Source organism: Pararobbsia silviterrae, assembly GCF_003628125.1.
In the GTDB taxonomy this organism is placed as follows: Bacteria; Pseudomonadota; Gammaproteobacteria; order Burkholderiales; family Burkholderiaceae; genus Pararobbsia; species Pararobbsia silviterrae.
The window spans coordinates 246,731-266,363 of the sequence record NZ_RBZU01000002.1; the positions used below are offsets into that span (position 1 = coordinate 246,731).

The window sequence follows — 19,633 nt, forward strand, 5'->3', positions numbered from 1 at the left end:
ATACGTAAGAGACAGAAGCCCATGGAGACAGACATCCCCGCGCGATCCGGCTCGCTGAGCCGCTGGTCCGTCCTCGCGCTGCTCGCGATCGGCGTGTTGATCTCGTTTGTCGATCGCACGAGCATTTCGTCGACGCTCGCGGACGCCGGCTTCGTTCACCATTTCGCGCTGACGAATATCGACCGCGGCTGGATCAATGCCGCGTTCTTCTGGTCGTACGGCGTCTTTCAGGTACCGATGGGCTGGGTCGCCGACCGCTACGGCGTCAAGTGGCCGTATGCGATCAGCTTCGCGCTCTGGTGCGCGGCGACCGCGCTGATGGGCGCCGTGACGGCCCTCGAAAGCCTCGTGCTGCTGCGGCTCGTCATCGGCATGGCCGAAGCGATCGTGATTCCCGCCAGTTATCGCTGGATCCGCAACAACTTCGACGAGAGCCAGAACGGTCTCGCGGTCGGCATCCTCGCGATGGGCAACAAGTTCGGCCCCGCGTTCGGCGCGCCCGTCGCCGCGTGGTTCATCGTGAACTACTCGTGGCAGTTCATGTTCGTCGCGACGGGTCTGGTCGGTCTGATCTGGCTTGCGCCCTGGCTGCTGCTCGTGCGCAACGATCTGCCGTCGAAGGCGCAATTGCGCGTGGCGAACCGCACGGCGCGCAGCGTGACGCTCGCGAGCATCCTGTCGAGCCCGGTCGTCTGGGGCGGCATGATCACGAACTTCTGCTACGGCTATTTCACGTTCTACTGCATGACGTGGATGCCCGCCTATCTCGTCGAGCAACGCAATCTGTCGCTGTCGCGCTCGGGGCTCTTCACGTTCTTCAGCTTCGCGGGGATCGCGATCGTCGCGGCGCTCGCGGGCTGGGCCGCCGATCGCATCATCGCGCGGGGCGGCAACCCGATCTTCGTGCGCAAGGCGTTCACGATCGCGGGTTTTATCGGCGGCTGCACGGTGGTGCTCGGCGCCTATGCGCCGTCGCTCGAGATGGCGCTGTTCTGGAACGTGCTGTCGCTGTCGCTGCTCGGTCTCGTGACGGCGAACAACCTCGTGCTGTCGCGGCTGACGCTCGTGCCCAAGCAGGCGATCGGCCTCGTGACGGGCGTCCAGCAAGTCGCGACGAGCCTGGCCGGCGGCGTGGCCGCGAGTCTCTCGGGCTGGTTGCTGCATGTGAGCCACAGCTATGCGGTGCCGATGTTCGTGATCCTGATCTTCCTGCTGATCGGCGCGGTCACGACGGCCGTGATGTTCCGTCCCGAATGGTCGCCGAAGGTCACCGAATCGAACGAGGGGCTCAAACATGCATAGCGCATCGCGCGATGCGCGGCCCTGAAAGACACGAAGCGACACGAAGCGATACAAAGCGACACGACGAGGCCGGCATGACCGGCGTCAACGAACACCTTTATTGAACGAGATACCGTAATGGCGAAGATTGTATTCGGGATGGCAGTGCCGCATAGCGGCATGCTGGGTCAAGCGCCCGAGGATTGGCTCAAGAACGGCGAGCGCGATCGGAACAATCCGGAGTTGTGGTTCCGCAACCGGACCTGGACCTATCCGGAGCTCGAAGCGCATCGCGGCGCCGCCTTTGCCCCGTTCCTGACGATCGAGGAACGCACCGCGCGCGCGGCGCGCTGCCGCGCCGCGCTCGACACGATGGCCGAAGCGTATCGCGCCGCCGACGTCGACGTCGCGATCATCCTCGGCAAGGACCAGAAGGAAATCTTCACGCAGCATTCACCGTCGATCGCGATCTATACGGGCGAGGAGGTCCATAACGGTCCGCCGCAGCGCTCGGTCTACGCGCCCGATCGCCATGTCACGCACAAGTGCCATCCGAAGCTCGCGACCTATCTGATCGATCATTTCCAGCGCGAAGGGTTCGATCTGTCCGATCTGTTCGCGTGGCCCGACAACGTCTGGATGAAGCCGCTGCCCGAGTATCCGGTCGTGCCGCACGCATACAGCTTCGTCTATCACCAGATCATGAGCGACGATCCGCCGCCGCATGTGCCGATCATCATGAACTGCTTCTATCCGCCGACGCAGCCGTCGATGTCGCGCTGCATCGAGTTCGGCCGCGTGCTTCGCGATGCGATCGCCGCGTGGCCCGAAGACGTGCGGGTCGGCATCTTCGCGTCGGGCGGTCTGTCGCACTTCGTCAACGACGAGGAATTCGACCACGCGATCATGAAGATGCTCGCGAACTACGACTACGAGGGTCTGGCCGCGGTCGACAACCGCTCGTATCAGTCGGGCACGTCCGAAATCAAGCTGTATGTGAGCGTCATGAAGGCCGTGCAGGAAACCGGCGCGGAAATGACCCTCGTCGACTACGTGCCGTGCTGGCGCACGCCCGCCGGCACCGGCGAAGGCATGGGCTTCATGTACTGGAAAGCGGCCGATTGAGCGCGCCACACCCCATCAAAGAGAGAAAACCATCATGAGCAACACCCGCCTGAACGGTCTGATCCGCGCATTCGAATCGGGCAAGCCCGCTTACGCCGCCTTCTCGAAGCTCGACAAGCAGACCGCGATCGAACTCAGCGACTCGCCGTACGACGCGCTCGTCTACGAGATGGAGCACAACCCGTACGACGTCGCGGCGCTCGGCGACGCGTTCCAGTATCTGCTGAACCGCAAGCACATCGCCGAGTCGGGCTCGGTCGCGCCGAAGGTCACGCCCATCGCGCGGATTCCGGCCAACGGCGTCGAAATGAACCAGTCGTTTGCGAAGCAGGTCCTCGACCGCGGCGCGTACGGCGTGATCTGGCCGCACGTCTCGACCGTCGAGCAGGCGTATAACGCCGTGGCCTCGTGCCGCTATGCGCGTCCGAAGAACGCGCCGCTCTACGAGCCCAAGGGCGTGCGCGGCGACGGTCCCGCGAATGCCGCGCGTTACTGGGGCGTCAGCATGGTCGAGTACTACCGCAAGGCCGACGTCTGGCCGCTCGCGCCCGAAGGCGAAATTCTCGTCGGCCTCATGTGCGAGAGCACCGAAGCGATCGAGAACCTCGACGATATCCTCGCGAACGTGCCCGGCATCGGTTTTATCCTGATCGGCGAAGGCGACCTGAGCCAGCAGCTCGGCCATCCGCGCAACTACGAGCATCCCGAAGTCGTCGATGCGATGCGTCAGATCGTCGAGACCTGCAAGAAGCACAAGGTCATCGTCGGCAATCCGCACGTGAACGCGAAGAACCACAAGCGTCTGCTCGAAGAGGGCTATGGTCTGCTGATGTCGGCGCCGCTGCGCAGCTACGGCGTCGTCGGTGCGGCGCGCGAGACGGCGGGTTACTAAATGAACGGCGCGCAAAGCCTTGTCGCGACGCTCGTCGATCAGGGCGTCGACATCTGTTTCGCGAATCCGGGTACGTCCGAGATGCATTTCCTCTCGGCGCTCGAAAACCCGCGGATGCGCAGCGTCCTCTGTCTGTTCGAGGGCGTCGCGACGGGTGCGGCCGACGGCTGGTACCGGATGAAGGACACGCCGGCCTCGACGTTGCTGCATCTCGGGCCAGGCCTGGCCAACGGCCTTGCGAATATTCATAACGCGAAGCGCGCGTCGTCGGGGATGGTCAACATCATCGGCGAGCATTCGAGTTCGCACCTCAAGTACGATCCGCCGCTGTCGTCGGATATCGAGGGGCTCGCGCGTCCGCTCAGTCATTGGGTACGCCGCGCGGAGTCGGCGGACACGATCGCGTGGGATGCGGCGAAGGCGGTCGCGAAGGCGTCCGAGCATCCGGGCCAGATCGCGACGCTGATCCTGCCCGGCGACACGTCGTGGCAGGAAGCCGGCGCACCGGTGCTGCCGCCGGCCGCGAAGCCCGCGCGCAAGGTGCCCGATGCCGCGCGCATCGAACATATCGCGCGCGTGCTGCGTTCGGGCGAACCGACGCTGATCATTCTCGCGAACAAGGCCACGCGCGGCGCGGCGCTCGAACGCGCGGGCCGCGTCGCGGCCGCGACGGGCGCGCGGCTCGGCTCGCAGTTCTTCACGGCGCGCATCGAGCGCGGCGCGGGCCGCGTGCCGATCGAACGCATTCCCTATGCGGTCGCGCCCGCGCGCGAGTTTCTCAAGGACTTCAAGCACATCGTCACGGTCGAGACGAAAGAGCCCGTCGCGTTTTTCAGCTATCCGGACAAGCCGAGTCTGCTCAAGCCCGAAGGCACGCTCGTGCATCCGCTCGTCGAAGCCGACGAGGACAGCGCGCTCGCGTTCGCGATGCTGCTCGATGCGCTCGGCGCGACGCACACGGCGCCGCGGCTGCAACCGCGTATCGAGACACCGGTGCCCACGGGCGCGCTCAATCCGGTCAGCATCGCGCATGCGCTGGCCGCGGCCTTGCCCGAGGACTGCATCGTCGTCGACGAATCGCTGACGACGGGGCGCGAATCGATGGGCCTGACGATCGGCGCGGCCCCGCACGACCTCATCAACAATATGGGCGGCTCGATCGGCTATGCGACGCCGGTCGCGACGGGCGCGGCGCTCGCGTGTCCCGATCGGCGCGTGTTCTGCATGGTCGGCGACGGCAGCGCGATGTACACGATCCAGTCGCTGTGGACGCAGGCGCGCGAGGGTCTGAACATCACGACGATCATCTTCGCGAACAACAGCTACGCGATCCTGAAGGCCGAGTACGCGAACATGGGCGCGGGCACGCCGGGCGAGCGCGCGCTCTCGATGATCGATCTCGATCGGCCGCGTATCGACTGGCAGGCGATGGCGACGAGCATGGGCGTGCCGTCGGTGGCCGTCGATACGGCTCAAGCATTTCATCAGGCCATGGTCGACTCGACGCGCGAAGCGGGTCCGCGCTTGATCGTCGTGCGGCTGTGATTCGAAACAGGCAATTCAAGGCATTCGAGAACAAGGAGTGGCATCAATGACTACGACGCTGACAGGGGTGCCGACGCTGCGCACCAATCTCGCCGACTATGCGGTGACGAAGGCGATGAAGGACGGACGCGTGAGCTCGGATCTCGTCACGCTCGACTACTGCGGGCCGACGCCCGCGCACAACGGCTTCAAGGCGATGGTCCGGGAAAACCAGTTCGACGCGGGCGAGCTCGCGATCGTGACGTTCCTGCAGGCCAAGGCGTACGGCAAGCCGTACGTGCTGCTGCCGGCGCCGATCTCGGGCCGCTTCCAGCATCACTGCGCGGGCTACAACATCGATTTCGGCCATCTCGATCCGAAGGATATCGAGGGCAAGAAGGTCGGCGTGCGCACGTATACGCAGACCACGGCGCTCTGGATTCGCGGGATTCTGCGTCACGAGTACGGCGTCGATCTCGACAAGGTCACGTGGATGACGCTCGGCGACGGACATCTGGCCGAGTACACCGATCCGGCGAACACCCAGCGTTTGCCCAAGGGCGTTTCGATCCCGCAGATGATGCTCGACGGCGAACTCGCCGCGGCATTGCTCGGCGAGGACATGCCGAAGGATCCGCGTGTGCGCACGCTCGTGCCCGACGCGCAGAATGCCGCGAAAGACTGGTTCGCGCGCGAAGGCGTGGTGCCGATCAATCACATGTTCGTCGTGCACGAGAACGTGTCGAAGCAGCGTCCCGACGTGGTCCGGGAGATTTACCGGATGATCGTCGAAAGCCGCGAACAGGCCGAGGGTGTGCCGGCGATTTTTCCGCCGATCGGTCTCGATGCGAACCGCAAGGGCATCCAGCTCGCCATCGACTGGGCGCTCGATCAAAAGATCATTCCGCGCCGTTTGTCGGTCGACGAACTGTTCGACGACGTGACGGGCAGCCTCGCATAACGCGCTGAAAGTCGACCGTCAGGAATGTGGACAATAAATCAAGGAGACAGGTCATGGTGAATCCGAGTACCTCTATGAAACACGCATGGACGTGCATCGCGCTCGTTGCCGCGGCGGTTGCGGCCGCGCCGGCGATCGCCGCATCGGCGGCTGCCGCAGCGCCGGCGACGAAGGGCGAGTTGTTGCTGAACCGCCTCGGTCCCGTTACGTCGGAACTGTTCGTCGCGAACGCCGACGGCAGCGACGAGCATCGGCTGATTCAGTCGGACGGGTTCGACTATCACGCGTCGTTCTCGCAGGACGGTCAATGGGTCGTGTTCACGTCGGAGCGCGACGGGTACGGCGAATCGAATCTCTATCGCGTGAAGATCGATGGCACGGATCTGCAGAAGCTCACCGACCATATCGCGGTCGACGATGCCGCGGTGTTCTCGCCGACGAATCCCGACGTCATCGCGTTCGTGTCGTCGCGGCGCGGTGCCGCGAGTTTCGGCACGACGAACGTCTGGACGCTCAACATCAAGACGCACGCCTTGCATAACGTGACGGGCGCGATCAAGTTCGACGACAGCAAGCCGCATAGCTTTTTCCGTCCGTCGTGGTCGCCCGACGGCAAGTGGCTCGCCTTGTCGTCCGATATCGGCAGCGACTGGCGTGGTCACAACCTGCCGGTCGGCTGGGAGCGTACGCAGGAAAGCAGCATCTATCTGATCCATCCGGACGGTTCGGGCTGGAAGAAGCTGTCGAGCAAGCCGGGCTTCGATGAGGGTTCGCCGTCGTGGTCGCCCGACGGCAAGGCCGTCGTGTTCTACGAAACGCCGGTCGAATCGACATGGGGCGCCCATCGTCCCGAGCTCATCAACAAGGTCAGTTCGCAAATCGTGTCGGTCGATGTCGCGAGTCTCGCGCGCAACGAACTCACGTCGACCCCGGGTTTCAAGGTGTTTCCGCAATATGTGAACCCCACGACCGTCGCGTATCACGTCAAGGGCGGCGAGACCGAGGGCATCTATACGACGGCGGGCGCGTTCCGCTCGACGAAGGACACGGGCATTCGCTCGCCGCGCTATACGGCGGACGGCGCGAAGGTCGTCTACGAGAAGGTCACGTTCCGTCCCGCGCGCGCGAACGGCACGCCGCTGTTCAGCTTCGATCCGCAGTGGAACTACCGGTACATCGACGTGTTCCCGCAGTTGTCGCAGGATCGAAAGGAGCTCGTTTATACGGAGAAGGCGATCAATTCGTCGATCGCGATCATTCGTCCGGACTTCACGGGATATCGCCGTATCTATGATCCGGCCACGAGCGGTCTCGATCAGAAGATGGTCCAGATGGGGCTCGCGGGCGCATTCCAGCCGACGTGGTCGCCCGATCGCCAGTGGGTCGCGTTCGGCGTCGGCGATTGGTTCTTCACGCGGGGCAAGGGACCGGGCCGCATTGCGCGGATCAAGGCCGACGGCAGCATGGACGGTCATCCGGAATTCCTGACGGACGGTCCGGAAAACGCGGGTTTCCCGAGCTACTCGCCGGACGGCAAGAAGATCGTTTATCGCGTGTGGAGCGAGGACGTCAAGGGTCTGCGCATTCTCGATCTCGAGACGCATACGACGACGATCCTGACGATCGATCCGGACAATTTGCCGGGCTGGTCGCCGGACGGCAGCAAGATCGTCTTTACGCGCAAGATCGTGAATCCCGACGATCCGAACAAGTTCAATTTCGACGTGTTCACGATCAAGCCCGACGGCACGGATCTCAAGCGTCTGACGAGCGACGGCGCGAACCAGGGTCATGCGGTATGGACATGGGACGGCCGGATCGCGTACAGCTCGGGCACGTATGGCTTTCGCGACGAACTCGCGCTTTACGACAACAGCTTCCAGCCTGACGGCCAGAACTGGGTCATGAATGCCGACGGCAGCCACGCGCATGCGATCACCGACACGCTCTGGGAAGAAGCGATGCCGACGTATGTGCCGAATGAGTAAGACGTTGCGTGTCTGATCGATGTCGGATCGACGCTTGCGTGTCGATCCGACGAAGGTCGCGACGATCGAACGGCGCCTTGCGAAAGCGGGGCGCCGTTTTTGTTTGGGGCCGTGCTTCGGTTCGCTTTAGATCCTGTCGGCGTCCTGCGCGTCACGCGAAGCACATGCGCAAGCGAGGCGATGCGGGTGGGAATGCGCGGCGAAGCCTCGCCTGTCGGTCGACACGTTCACGACACGCGAGCCGCGGTGAAACGCGGTGCGGAAACACGGCTCGAATGACCGCATCGAGCGCAAATGCATCGATGCGATGTGCGAGGTCTACGGGGCGGGCGGCGGAGGATCGGGAACGGCGAGCGACGCAAGGCGACGTGAACGGGGGGCGGCGTCAGTGTGCGGTCGCGATACGTGATCGATGGGTCATCGAGTGCGCAATATGTTTGTGTCACGATGACATATCGATCCATCGATCGAGATGTCCATCAGATTTTCGGCGCGAGCGGCGTATCGGCTTCGATCGCCATTGCCTCATTGACCTTCGGCGCCCACTTGCGCTGAAGCAACACGAGCGTGCTCGTCGCGCCGAGCAGCAGGAATACGAAGATCGCCATGATCGGCCACGTATAGTCGCCGCCGAGATCGAGCAGCCATCCCGAGAGACTCGCCGATACGCCGCCCGCGAGACTCGTCGCGACCTGCTGCAATCCCGTGTTGAGGCCGACGGCCTGCTTCGGAATCAGCGTGAGCTTACAGAGTGCGAGATTGTTGGCCGTCACGAGCCCGAGCAGCGACAACGAGAGCACGTTCCAGACGAGCGCAAGCTCGGCCGATCGCGTGTACGCGCCGAACAACACCGTCGTGCCGCCGATAAAGCCGGCGACGATAAAGGCCTTGCGCACGCGCACCGCATCATGACCGCGCGCGATCATGCGGTCCGCGGCCCAGCCCGCGAACGCCGCGACGATCGCGATGCCCGCGAAGCTGAAGAACGTATAGACGCCCGAGCGTTCGAGCGACAGCCCGCGTTGCTCGACGAGATAGGCGGGCATCCACGTCATGCAGTAGAACGCGAAATAGCTATAGCAGAAGTTGTTGACGAGCCCGCCCCAGACCACGGGGCTCGCGAGCAGATTCGCAAGCGGCACCGACGATGCCCGCCGCTTCACGAGCGCCAGCTGCTCGCGCGACGGATAGTCGTTGCGGACCATGCGCAGCCACGGCACGAGCCAGACGAGCCCGATCAAACCCGTCGCGACGAACATGACCTTCCACGAATACGCGACGATCATCCAGGCCGCGATCGGCGCGCCGAGCGCGGGCCCCATCTTGCCGCCGATCGAATAGATGCCGAGCGCGGTGCCCTTGAGCGTTTCCTCGAAATGATCCGCGAGATAACGATAGGTCGCGGGCACGACGATCGCCTCGGCCAGACCGATCAGCAGGCGCATCACGATGAGCGCGCCGAGCGTCGTGACCGCGCCTGTCGCCGCGGCCGCGACGCACCAGAGCGCGAAGCAGATCGTATAGGGCCATTTGACGCCGTAGCGATCGACGATCCAGCCCATCGGCATCTGCACGAGGCCGTACGACCAGAACACGGCCGAGTTGAGCCAGCCGCGTTCGGTGCTCGTCAGCGCGAATTGCCGCACAAAGCCCTTGTCGGCGAGCGCCGCCGACAGACTCGTGCGGTCGACGAACGCGATCAGCAAACCGAGCGCCAGCAAAATCAGCACGCCCCAGCGATTCTCGCGGATCGCGTGATTCGATCGGACAGTATTCACGGCAGGCGCTCGGTCGGACGATCAGATCGGCTGACCCGCGCGTTCTGCGACCCATGCGGGCGCGCTTTGCAGCGCCACGGGGCGCAGGAAGCGCTCCATGGCCGCGTAGCCGACCGACGTCGTGAACGGCTGCGTCGACGCGGGCCACGGGCCGCCATGTTGCTGCGCGCCCGTGACGGCGACGCCGGTCGGCACGCCGCCGAACAGCACGCGGCCGGCGATTTGCGTCGCGCGGCGCGCGATCCGGCGCACGTCGGGGCTGTCGGTTTCGGCGCCCCACAACGTCACGGTCAGCGTGCCGCCGACGGCCGTCAGCACGTCGAGCACTTCGTCGGCCGACCGCACGCGCACGAGCAGGCACGCGGGGCCGAAGACTTCTTCCTGCAGGGCGTGCTCGGCGATGAAGGTCTTCGCATCGGTGCGCGCGAGCGCCGGCCGCGGCGGCGCGAGTTCGTCGTTCGCGTGCGTGTCGCCGAGTAGCGTCTGCACGCCGGGCGTGCCGAGCAGGCGTGCGACGCCCGCATCGAAATTGCGCTTCATGCCGGCCGTCAGCATGCGGTGCGGCTGCTTTGCGCCCAGCGCGTCGCGCAGCGTGTTTTCAAACGTGTCGGCATCCGGGCCTTCGAACAGCACCACGATGCCGGGGCTCGTGCAGAGCTGGCCGCAGCCGAACTCGATCGAGGCCGCGAGGGTTTGCGCCAGCGTCTCGGCCTGGCCCGCGAGCGCGGCCGGCAGCGCGACGACGGGATTGATCGAACCGAGCTCGCCGTAGAACGGAATCGGCCGCGGGCGCGCATTCGCCTGCGCCCACAATGCCGTGCCGCCCTTGAACGAGCCCGTAAACGCGACCGCGGCGATCTCGGGGCTGCGCACGAGTTCGACGCCGACCTCGACGCTCGCGCCCTCGACGAAGCCGATCAGACCCGCGGGCAGGCCTTGTTCGGCGAGCACCTTGCGCACGACGTCGAACACCGCGCGCGAGAGCTTCGGATGACCGGGATGCGCCTTGACGACGACCGGGCAGCCCGCGGCCAAGGCCGAGGCGGTATCGCCGCCGAGCACCGAAAACGCGAACGGGAAATTGCTCGCCGAGAACATCGCGACGGGACCGAGCGGCACGTGCACGCGCGCGAGATCGGGGCGGCCGAGCGGCGGCGCGCCCGCGATCGCCGCATCGTGGAGCTGCGCGAACGCGTGACCTTGCTCGATATGCGTCGCGAAACCGCCGAGCTGGAAGATCGTGCGGTCGAGTTCGCCGTTGAGGCGGCCCGCGCCGAGCGACGTTTCCTCGTCGGCGATCCGCACGAGCGCATCGCGCTCGGCCTGCAGCCCGTCGCCGAGCGCGTGCAGCAGCGCCGCGCGCGTCTTGACCGACGATTGCGCCCAATCGTCCGAGACGTCGTGCGCCGCTGCGACGACCGCGTGGATCTGCGCGGCGGTGAATTCCTGAATCTGCATGAGAACTCCAAAAAGGGGCGAGGACAGCCGTCCTCGAAACGGTCAGGTGGGCTGTTCGGACGGCGTCAGGCGTTCGCGATGGATCAGCGTCGGGAACAGCTTGATCCAGAGCGCGACGATCAGCACGGTCGCCGATGCGCCGATCACGACCGAGGGCACGGTGCCGAACCAGCTTGCGGTCAGCCCGGATTCGAATTCGCCGAGTTGATTCGACGCGCCGATAAAGATCGAATTGACGGCGCTCACGCGCCCGCGCATCGCGTCGGGCGTTTCGAGCTGGATCAGCGATTGCCGCACGACGACGCTGACCATGTCGAATGCACCGGTCAACGCAAGCGCGATCAGCGAAAGCGCGAAGACATGCGAGAGCGCGAAGACGAACGTCGCGAGACCGTAGAGCGCGACGGAACCGAACATCATCTTGCCGACGCGTTGCTGGATCGGATAGCGCGCGAGGTAGAGCGACACGACGAGCGCGCCGATCGCAGGCGCGGAGCGCAGCAGGCCGAGCCCCCATGAACCGACATGCAGCACTTCGCGCGCAAAGACGGGCAGCAGCGCGGTCGCGCCGCCGAACAGCACGGCGAACAAATCGAGCGAGATCGCGCCGAGGACTTCCTTGCGGTTCCAGATGAATTTGACGCCCGCGAACACGCTTTCGAGCGTGACGGGTTCGCGGCGGATCGCGCGCGCGGCGTCCATGCGGATCAGCGCGAGCCAGAGGATCGCGAAGACGCCCATGATCGCGCAGATGCCGTAGACGACGGGTGCGCCGGCCATATAGATGAAGCCGCCGATCGCGGGCCCCGCGATATTCGAGAACTGTGAACCGGCCGAATTCATCGCGAGCGCGTTCGGCAGCACCGATTGGGGTACGAGCGTGGGGAGCAGCGCCTGCTGCGTCGGCATCTGGAACGCGCGCGCCGTGCCGAGCGCGAGCGAGGCGCCCAGGATGGCGTTGCGTCCGAGCCAGCCATGGAGCGTGCCGACCATCAGGAACACGGCGACGGCAAGCTGGCCCGCGGCACAGAGGATCAGCAGACGGCGTCGATCGTAGCGGTCGGCGACATGGCCGACGACGAGCGTCAGCGCGAGCGCGGGAATGAACTGCGCGAGACCGACCATGCCGAGGTCGTACGCGCTGTGCGTGATGTCGTACATCTGCCAGGCGACGATGACCATCATCATCTGGAGCGTCAGTGTCGCCGCAATCCGACTCAAGAAGTAGTAAAGGAAGGACGGGATCTTGAGTATCGAGCTTTGCATAAGCGAAATGACGGGACGGACAGGAAAGGGCACGCGGCATCGCGAACGGGCCTCAAGGATACCCGGGATGCGCGAAGATCGTTGGCGGCCCGCTCGACGAGGCGCCAACGATCGGGTTCGCGATGCGCGTCGATCAGAAGTGGATTTCCGCCATCAGCATCGGCGCCGACGTGATCGTGCCCGGCGCTTCTTTCGCCGGCGTGCCGTACATATGGAGCCAGTATTCATAGCCGACGCCCGCGTAGAACGTGCGCGGATGACCCGCGAACGAACCGACGTCGGCCATCAGCGCGACGCGCGTCAGCAGTTCGGTCGTCGTTTCGACGCCGAAGCCGTCGCGTCCCTTGGGACCGGTCAGGCCCGCGAAGCCGCGGAACACGAGCGGCACCGGACCGACGCGGAACGGATAGAGCCACGAGCTTTCGATGTGCCACGCCGGATTGAAATGCACGTCGACACCCATGATGCCGTTGTGATTGCTTTCGGTGCGCACACCCGCCGTGAGGTTCCAGTACCCGTGCGGGATATTGAATTCGATCGTCGGACCGACCACGAGCATGCGCGCGCGCTCGGCGTATGCATCGTTCTTGACGCCGAATTCATAGCCGACCGTCAGACCGTAGTCGCGGATAAAGCCGGCGCCGACGTAGCGGCCGAGAATCTTGCCCGCGCTGAATTCGACGCGTCCGACGCTATAGACCTCTTGCGCGCCGCCGTTTTGCGGACCGCCGGCTTCCGGGTTGGCCGCATTCGAAATCAGATAATCGGCGTTGAAGACGTAGCTCCCGAAGCGGAAGCCGCCGAGCGTCGTCAACGAGCCGATGTTCTGCATGACCGACGAATCGATCCCCGGATAGTGGAAATTCGTGCCCCAGCGATAGCCGAGATACGTGTCGTTCCAGATCGCAGGGGGTTCGTTCGATTCGCCGACCGTCGCGGGCGGCGCGGCGCCGTTGGGCGCGGCCTGCAGGGGCAGCGGCGGTGTCGAACTGTTGGGGGCTGTGACGACTTGCGCGTAGCCGAACCCAGTCATGCAGCAGAACATCGCCGCGCCGAGGAATGGCTTGCGCAAAGCTACCGAATTAATTTTCATGTCTCCGTCCAAACTGGAATGTGTTGATCTAAGACCGGTCGTTTTTTCGACTTCTTGTTCGAGCCGCACCGTATGCAACGGGTTGAAACATCCAACGCAGAACACATGCATATCGTTCTGCAGCAGTCGTAAAAAATGGTATTGGATGGCCGCTTGCGCGCCTCTACACAAAACTGAGATTCGCTGGCACTTTTCAACGCGTAAGGGGACGGGATGCATGCGAAATGCAATGCGCAAAACGAAAAGTGCAAGTCCATGCGGGTAAATCGGACTCGCACTCGATGTGAATGTATGAAATGATGCGACCTCGTTTTAAGCAGCGCGGCTCGATGCCTGAAGATGCCTAAAACGTCGCATAGCAAGCGGGCAGGACTTTGACGACCGTATTCAAACGGCGCCCGCGAAGGAGACACCATGACAAGCAGTACGATGGCCCGGCCGCATCGCGCACGTATCGGCAACGTGAAGCGCACGACGGTTCCGAAGGTCCGCCTCTATGTCGACCGCCCCGAGCAAAAGCACTGGTTCGTCCACGTCGGACACGTGACGGACCGGGGGCGCTGGAAAACCGAGCCGCATGCGCATCCCGCCTATGGCCAAGTGATTTTCGTGCGCAGCGGACGCGGCGTCATGAATCTCGAAGGCAGCCGCGTGCCGTTCGAAGGCCCGTGCGCCTTGCTGCTGCCGACCGAATGCGTGCACGGCCTCGACTACGAACTCGACGTCGATCGATGGGTCGTGACGATCGAAGAGTCGTATTTGACGCAGGTCAATGCGAAGCTGCACGAATTCATCGATCTCTGGTCGTTGCCGAGAATGATTTCGCTATCCGATCCCGCTAAGCGGGGTACGGAAATTCACGGCCTCGTCGCGCAGCTCAAGCATGAAGTCGAATCGGACGCGGTCGGTCATGTCGTCGGCATCGAATCGTTGCTGACGACGCTGCTGCTGACGCTCGTGCGTGAAGCGCATCTCGACCAGAGCGTGAGTGAAGGCGAGCGTCGCAACGATGTCCGCCTCGTCGATCGCTTCCGCAAGCTCATCGAACAGCACTACCGTGAAAATCTGCCGCTGCAGGACTACACGTCGATGATGGCGGTGTCGCTTGTACAGTTGCGCGCCGCGTGCGCGTCGGCGTCCGAATTGAGCCCCGCGAAGATGATTCACGCGCGGATCGTGACCGAAGCCAAACGCAATCTGATTTTCGGCAATATGTCCGTCGAACAGATCGCATTCGGACTCGGATTTGCGGATGCGGCCTATTTCACGCGGTTTTTCCGCAAGGAAGTCGGCCAGACGCCGAGCCAGTTCCGTTCGACCGCGCGCCAGCAACCGCTGCGCAAGGGCCTCACGCAGTAATGCGCGATATTGCGCGGACCTGCATGTCGGCCTCGCGCGCCGGCATGCATGTCGAAAAGTGCAAGCGAATCCATCTTTTGTCCAGGGACGCCGGTTCCTGAGAAGAATAGGCTGGACTACCCACTCTCCCGCCGTAGCCATCGCGTCCGACGACGACCTTCATGGGTGTCGCGAGACCGTGCACGCGGGAACGATTCGATGATGGCGTCTGCGCGATGCGGCAAGCAACGCGGCAGCCCGCGGTCACGACGTTTTCACTTTTGCGGCCATAGAGCCGACGGAAGATGATGCAGTCCTCCTCTAAAGAAGTGTTCTCACGATACGTACATATTGCCGCACTCGGCGCGCTCGCCGTATCGGCATGGCTCTATGCGACGCTCAGCTGCGCGCAGACGCCGGCGACGCCTGCCGTACCGGGCGTCCTTCCGACATCGGCCGCGTCCGCCACGCCGGCTCAATCGGAATGGGTCTATGTGGGCACGCAGCAGGCGCAGATCCACGCGTTGCGTCTCGACACGTCGACGGGCGCGCTCACGACGATCGGGCCTGTCGCCGAAGGACTCAAAGCCACCTGGGTGGCCGTGCATCCCGAGCGGCCGATCGTGTATTCGGTCGATGACGACAACGTCAAGGAAGGCAGCATCACGGCGTTCGCCGTCGATCGTGCGACGGGTGCGCTGACGCGCATCGATCAGACCGCGTCGGCCGGCAACGGCACGACGAATCTGTCGTTCGATGCGCCGTCGATGACGCTGCTCGCCGCGAACTACGCGAGCGGTTCGGTCTCGAGCGTGGCGGTCAACGCGGACGGCAGCGTCGGTCCGCGCGTCTCGACGATCGCGGAAACGGGATCGGGGCCGAACAAGCGTCAGGCGAGCGCGCACGCGCATAGCGTGGTCGTCGATCCGTCGGGACGCTATGCGCTCGTGCCCGACTTCGGCGCCGATCGCGTGTTCATCTACGATTTCGATCGCGCCACGCATACGCTGACGTCGCGCGCGGCGCCGGGTCAGGACGATCCGCGCGCGTTCGTCGCGCCCCCCGGGACGGGCCCGCGCCATCTCGTGTTCGGCGCGAGCGGCCAGTACGTGTATCTGCTCACGGAGCTCAGCGCGGAAGTCATCGTGCTGCGCTGGGACGCCGCGCACGCGCGGTTGACGCCCGTGCAGACGCTGCCGGTCTCGACGCCCGCGTTCAACGGCGTCAAGAGCGCGGCGGAGATCGCATTGAGCCGTGACGGCCGATTCGTCTATGTCGAGGACCGCGCGGAAAACGCGATCGTCGTGTTGAGCGTCGATCCCGCATCGGGCACGCTGTCGCCGGTGCAACGGATCGGCTCGGGCGGCGATCGTCCCTGGGGCTTCGCGATCGATCCGTCGGGGCAATGGCTGCTCGTCGCCAATCAGCGCAGCGGCAGCGTCAACGTGTTCCGGATCGATCCCGCATCAGGCGTGTTGACCGATACGGGCGCGGTCGCGCAGGTGCCGACCGCGGTGGCGATCACATTCGTTCGATAGCTGTGCGACGCAGCGAGGCGCGCGGCGCGGGCGCGTTGCGGCGCGTCGATTCACCGCGCGCGCTGCCGCCTCGTCATGCATACCGGGCGAGAAACATATCGGCGGCGGTTTCGGCGACTTTCTGCTGCTCGGCGCGTTCGAGCGCCGGCTGTCCCATCGTGACTTGCGGCCAGAACGCGAACGCCTTGACGAGCGCCTGCAACTGCAGCGCGGCGAACGACGGGTCCGTCGTCTTGAGCCGGCCGTCGGCCGCGGCCGCGCGAACCCAGAGCGTCAGATCCTCTTCGCGTTCGCCGAGGCGCGCGACCATATCGCGCGCGCGTTCGGGGGAATGGATGCCCGCGGCGATCGCGACGCGCGCGAGCGCGAGAAACGCATCGTTGTTGAGCAGATGCAGCTTGCGTTCGAGGATCTCGATCAACTGCGGCTTGAGCGGCTGATCGCTTCGATAGCCGAGCGCATCGGCGCCTTCGCTTTCGTTCCAGAGCGCGATCATGATCGCCGCGAACAGCGCTTCCTTGCTCGGGAAGTGGTTGTAGACGGTGCGTTTCGACACGTTCGCGCGCGCCGCGATGCGATCCATGCTCGTCGCGTCATAGCCCGACGCAAGAAATTCCGCGATCGCCGCATCGAGGATGGCGGCGCGTTTCTTATCGGTCAGCCGAGGGGGCGCGAGCGTCGAGTTCATGGAGGCGATTTTACACCAGGCAGTTTACTTTTTTAGCGATTGAATTACACTGCCCGGTATACTTTTTGAACCAGGGTGGTCGTATGAGTTCGCTTTCCGCTTCGCTTCGCCGCACGCTGGGCTTGAACGCCGTGGCGCGCTCGCGTTTGATCTCGGGCTCGGCGCAGCACGACGGCGAACGCTTTCGCAACGTCAAGCCGCGGCCTGTCGAAGGGTTCGGCAAGACCTTGCGGATCGCGTGGAATCTGTTGTTCAGGAAGCCGAGCGGGACCGTGCCTGCGCAGGCCTTGCCCGTCGACGCGCTGACGCGCGAGCAGCTCGCCGGCGCGCCCGATCGCAGCCTGTATCGGCTCGGGCACTCGACGCTGCTGTTCAAGTTGCGCGGACAGTTCTGGTTGACGGACCCCGTGTTCGGCGAACGCGCTTCGCCGTTTCGCAATCTGGGCCCCAAGCGATTCCACGCGCCGCCGATCGCGCTCGATGCGCTGCCGCCGCTGCGCGCCGTGATCCTTTCGCACGATCATTACGATCACCTCGATCGCGAGACCGTGCTGGCGCTGGCCGAGAAGACCGCATGCTTCGTGACGACGCTCGGGGTCGGCGATCGGCTGATCGAGTGGGGCATCGATGCCGCGAAGGTGCGGCAATACGACTGGTGGAGCGGCGTCGAGATCGACGGCGTGACGTTGACCGCGACGCCCGCGCAGCACTTTTCGGGGCGCAGCCTGTTCGACGGCAACCGGACCTTATGGGCGTCGTGGGTCATCGACGACGGCGATCTGCGCGTGTTTTTCAGCGGCGATTCGGGGTACTTCGACGGCTTCCGCGAGGTCGGCGAACGGCTCGGGCCGTTCGACGTGACCTTCGTCGAGACCGGCGCATACGATGCGCAATGGCCCTATGTTCATATGCAGCCCGACGAGACCGTGCAGGCGCATATCGACCTCAAGGGGCGCTGGCTCGTGCCGATTCATAACGGCACGTTCGATCTCGCGATGCACCGCTGGCAGGACCCGTTCGAGCGCGTGACGGGTATCGCGCTCGCGCGCGGCGTGTCGTTGTCGACGCCGCGCATGGGCGAGCGGCTCGATCTCGGCGCGCCGCATCGCGGCGAGCGATGGTGGCGCGACGTCGCGGAGCGTGCCGCCGACTCCGATGCGGCGAAGCGGCGTTTGATCTGCGATCGCGGTTAAGCGGTCGATGGGCGCGCTTCAGCCTTCGAGCGTCTCCCACATTTCCTTGTCGCGTTGCGCGGTCCAGATCCGCGGGTCCGGATGCGCGGTCGCTTCATCGTGCGCGCGCGTGACGTCGAACGGCATGCAGTGGTCGAAGATCACCCATTCGCCGAATTTCGGCTTCAGGGCCGCATACGTGTCCTTGTAGATCGCGTTGAGATCCTTGCCCGCGCTCGCCCCGCTTTTGACCTTCGCATAAAGCTCGCTGACGAATGCGCGCGTGCCGGCGAGGCCGTCGGCGACTTCCTGCGGCGTCTTGAGCGCGGCACCGCGTCCGGGCACGAGTTTCTCGGGCTTGAGCGCCGCGATCGCATCGAGCGTGGCCGGCCAGTCCTGGAAATAGGCATCGCCCGCATACGGCGTCGCGCCGTATTCGACGAGATCGCCCGACAGCAGCACCTTGTCTTGCGGGAGCCAGACGACGGTGTCGCCCTTCGTATGGCCGCGGCCGAGTTGCAGGATCTTGACTTCGAGCTTGCCGAGCCAGAGCGTCATTTCCTTTTTGAACGTCAACGTGGGCCACGTGAGTCCCGGCACCGATTCGACGGCGTTGAACAAGCGCGGAAAGCGCTCGATCTCACTTTTCATATCGTGTTCGCCGCGCTCGACGATCAGGTCGTACGTGTCCTGGCTCGCGATGATCTGTTCGGCCTTGTAGGCCGATGCGCCGAGCACGCGGACCGCGTGATAGTGCGTGAGCAACACGTACTTGATGGGCTTGTCGGTGACTTCGCGAATCCGGCGGATCACGTCCTGCGCCATCACGGGCGTGGCTTGCGTATCGGCGACGAGCACGGCGTCGTCGCCGATGATGATGCCCGTGTTCGGGTCGCCTTCGGCCGTGTACGCGTAGGCGTGTTCCGACAGCCGTTCAAACGTGACCTTCTTTTCCTGCGTGTCTGCTTGCGATGCGAATTTCTTTTCGGACGCCATGGCCAAACCTCGATCTCGTGACTATCAGTGGGGAAACGGCGAGCGCCGAGGCAATCGCCCTGTTTCGGTGAATTATATATAGGAGAATGCAATCTCGTATAGATAATATCCCGTAGGGCGTGCCGAGCGTGTGAAGTCCGCGAAGACGCATCGCACCGCGCGCGACGAGAGGGATGGTGCGAATCGAGGCGTGCGCGCGCATCGCGGGTGTCGAACGAATCGGGTGGTTCGTGTGATGCGACGCGATGAAGTCGTCGCATCCAGAGGGCGTCGCTAAGAAGAGGGCGCTAAGAAGACGGTGCTAAGCGGGAAGTACGAAGCGAGCGTCGCTAAGAGCGTGGCGCTAAGAGCCAGGCCCAAAGAAAGCGGCCTTGAGAGCGCAGCGCTAAGCGCGACACGCTAAGCGAATGCACCGATGTAAGACGTCAAGGGACAGCGCCAAGCGATGGCGCCAAGACGTTGTCGTTCAAATATGGGCACGACGTCATCGATCCAAAATCAGATCCGTCGAATGGCGGCCGCGCTCGGGGGCGCA

Annotated in this window: 15 protein-coding genes; 9 read left to right on the top strand and 6 right to left on the bottom strand. The window is 64.3% G+C overall.

Features of this window, described 5'->3' with window-relative positions:
* The first annotated feature begins 21 nt into the window (after positions 1 to 21).
* From D7S86_RS06480 to D7S86_RS06505, 6 genes are all read left to right on the top strand, one after another.
* Entirely contained in the window at positions 22 to 1,302 is a 1,281-nt protein-coding gene (locus D7S86_RS06480) for an MFS transporter (protein ID WP_121084715.1), read from the top strand.
* A gap of 117 nt (positions 1,303 to 1,419) precedes the next feature.
* Positions 1,420 to 2,406 (top strand): DODA-type extradiol aromatic ring-opening family dioxygenase, encoded by a 987-nt coding sequence (locus D7S86_RS06485; RefSeq protein ID WP_121084716.1) that lies wholly within the window; start codon positions 1,420 to 1,422, stop codon positions 2,404 to 2,406.
* A 34-nt stretch (positions 2,407 to 2,440) separates the two neighbouring features.
* Entirely contained in the window at positions 2,441 to 3,298 is an 858-nt protein-coding gene (locus D7S86_RS06490) for an HpcH/HpaI aldolase family protein (RefSeq protein ID WP_121084718.1), read from the top strand.
* Complete coding sequence (locus D7S86_RS06495; RefSeq protein ID WP_121084720.1) at positions 3,299 to 4,843, top strand: acetolactate synthase large subunit; 1,545 nt, start codon at positions 3,299 to 3,301, stop codon at positions 4,841 to 4,843.
* 46 nt (positions 4,844 to 4,889) lie between these two features.
* A complete protein-coding gene (locus D7S86_RS06500) occupies positions 4,890 to 5,783 on the top strand; it encodes a substrate-binding domain-containing protein (RefSeq protein WP_121084722.1) in 894 nt (297 codons plus the stop codon).
* A gap of 74 nt (positions 5,784 to 5,857) precedes the next feature.
* Positions 5,858 to 7,771: a TolB-like translocation protein gene (locus D7S86_RS06505; protein WP_121084724.1), complete on the top strand. Its 1,914-nt coding sequence runs from the start codon at positions 5,858 to 5,860 to the stop codon at positions 7,769 to 7,771.
* Between the two features lie 479 nt (positions 7,772 to 8,250).
* On the opposite strand, the gene D7S86_RS06510 is transcribed toward D7S86_RS06505, so the two are convergent.
* The 4 genes from D7S86_RS06510 to D7S86_RS06525 all read right to left on the bottom strand — a co-directional run bounded on the left by D7S86_RS06510 (position 8,251) and on the right by D7S86_RS06525 (position 13,366).
* A complete protein-coding gene (locus D7S86_RS06510) occupies positions 8,251 to 9,549 on the bottom strand; it encodes an MFS transporter (RefSeq protein WP_121084726.1) in 1,299 nt (432 codons plus the stop codon).
* A 21-nt stretch (positions 9,550 to 9,570) separates the two neighbouring features.
* Positions 9,571 to 11,007 (bottom strand): aldehyde dehydrogenase (NADP(+)), encoded by a 1,437-nt coding sequence (locus tag D7S86_RS06515; RefSeq protein WP_121084728.1) that lies wholly within the window; start codon positions 11,005 to 11,007, stop codon positions 9,571 to 9,573.
* A gap of 42 nt (positions 11,008 to 11,049) precedes the next feature.
* On the bottom strand, positions 11,050 to 12,273 hold the full coding sequence (locus tag D7S86_RS06520; protein WP_121084730.1) for an MFS transporter: 1,224 nt from the start codon (positions 12,271 to 12,273) through the stop codon (positions 11,050 to 11,052).
* A 133-nt stretch (positions 12,274 to 12,406) separates the two neighbouring features.
* Positions 12,407 to 13,366, bottom strand: a complete 960-nt coding sequence (locus tag D7S86_RS06525; RefSeq protein ID WP_147432240.1) for a hypothetical protein — start codon at positions 13,364 to 13,366, stop codon at positions 12,407 to 12,409.
* A gap of 414 nt (positions 13,367 to 13,780) precedes the next feature.
* Between D7S86_RS06525 and D7S86_RS06530 the strand changes: the two genes are divergently transcribed.
* Complete coding sequence (locus tag D7S86_RS06530; protein ID WP_121084735.1) at positions 13,781 to 14,725, top strand: helix-turn-helix domain-containing protein; 945 nt, start codon at positions 13,781 to 13,783, stop codon at positions 14,723 to 14,725.
* Between the two features lie 287 nt (positions 14,726 to 15,012).
* Positions 15,013 to 16,242, top strand: a complete 1,230-nt coding sequence (locus D7S86_RS06535; protein WP_121085249.1) for a lactonase family protein — start codon at positions 15,013 to 15,015, stop codon at positions 16,240 to 16,242.
* A gap of 73 nt (positions 16,243 to 16,315) precedes the next feature.
* On the opposite strand, the gene D7S86_RS06540 is transcribed toward D7S86_RS06535, so the two are convergent.
* Positions 16,316 to 16,930, bottom strand: coding sequence for a TetR/AcrR family transcriptional regulator (locus D7S86_RS06540; protein WP_121084737.1), 615 nt, complete (start codon positions 16,928 to 16,930; stop codon positions 16,316 to 16,318).
* Positions 16,931 to 17,013: 83 nt separating this feature from the next.
* Here D7S86_RS06540 and D7S86_RS06545 point away from each other — a divergent pair, with 83 nt between their 5' ends.
* Positions 17,014 to 18,123 (top strand): MBL fold metallo-hydrolase, encoded by a 1,110-nt coding sequence (locus tag D7S86_RS06545; RefSeq protein ID WP_121084739.1) that lies wholly within the window; start codon positions 17,014 to 17,016, stop codon positions 18,121 to 18,123.
* Between the two features lie 18 nt (positions 18,124 to 18,141).
* Here D7S86_RS06545 and D7S86_RS06550 read toward each other — a convergent pair whose 3' ends face one another.
* Positions 18,142 to 19,098, bottom strand: coding sequence for an MBL fold metallo-hydrolase (locus tag D7S86_RS06550; protein WP_121084741.1), 957 nt, complete (start codon positions 19,096 to 19,098; stop codon positions 18,142 to 18,144).
* Positions 19,099 to 19,633: the final 535 nt, after the last annotated feature.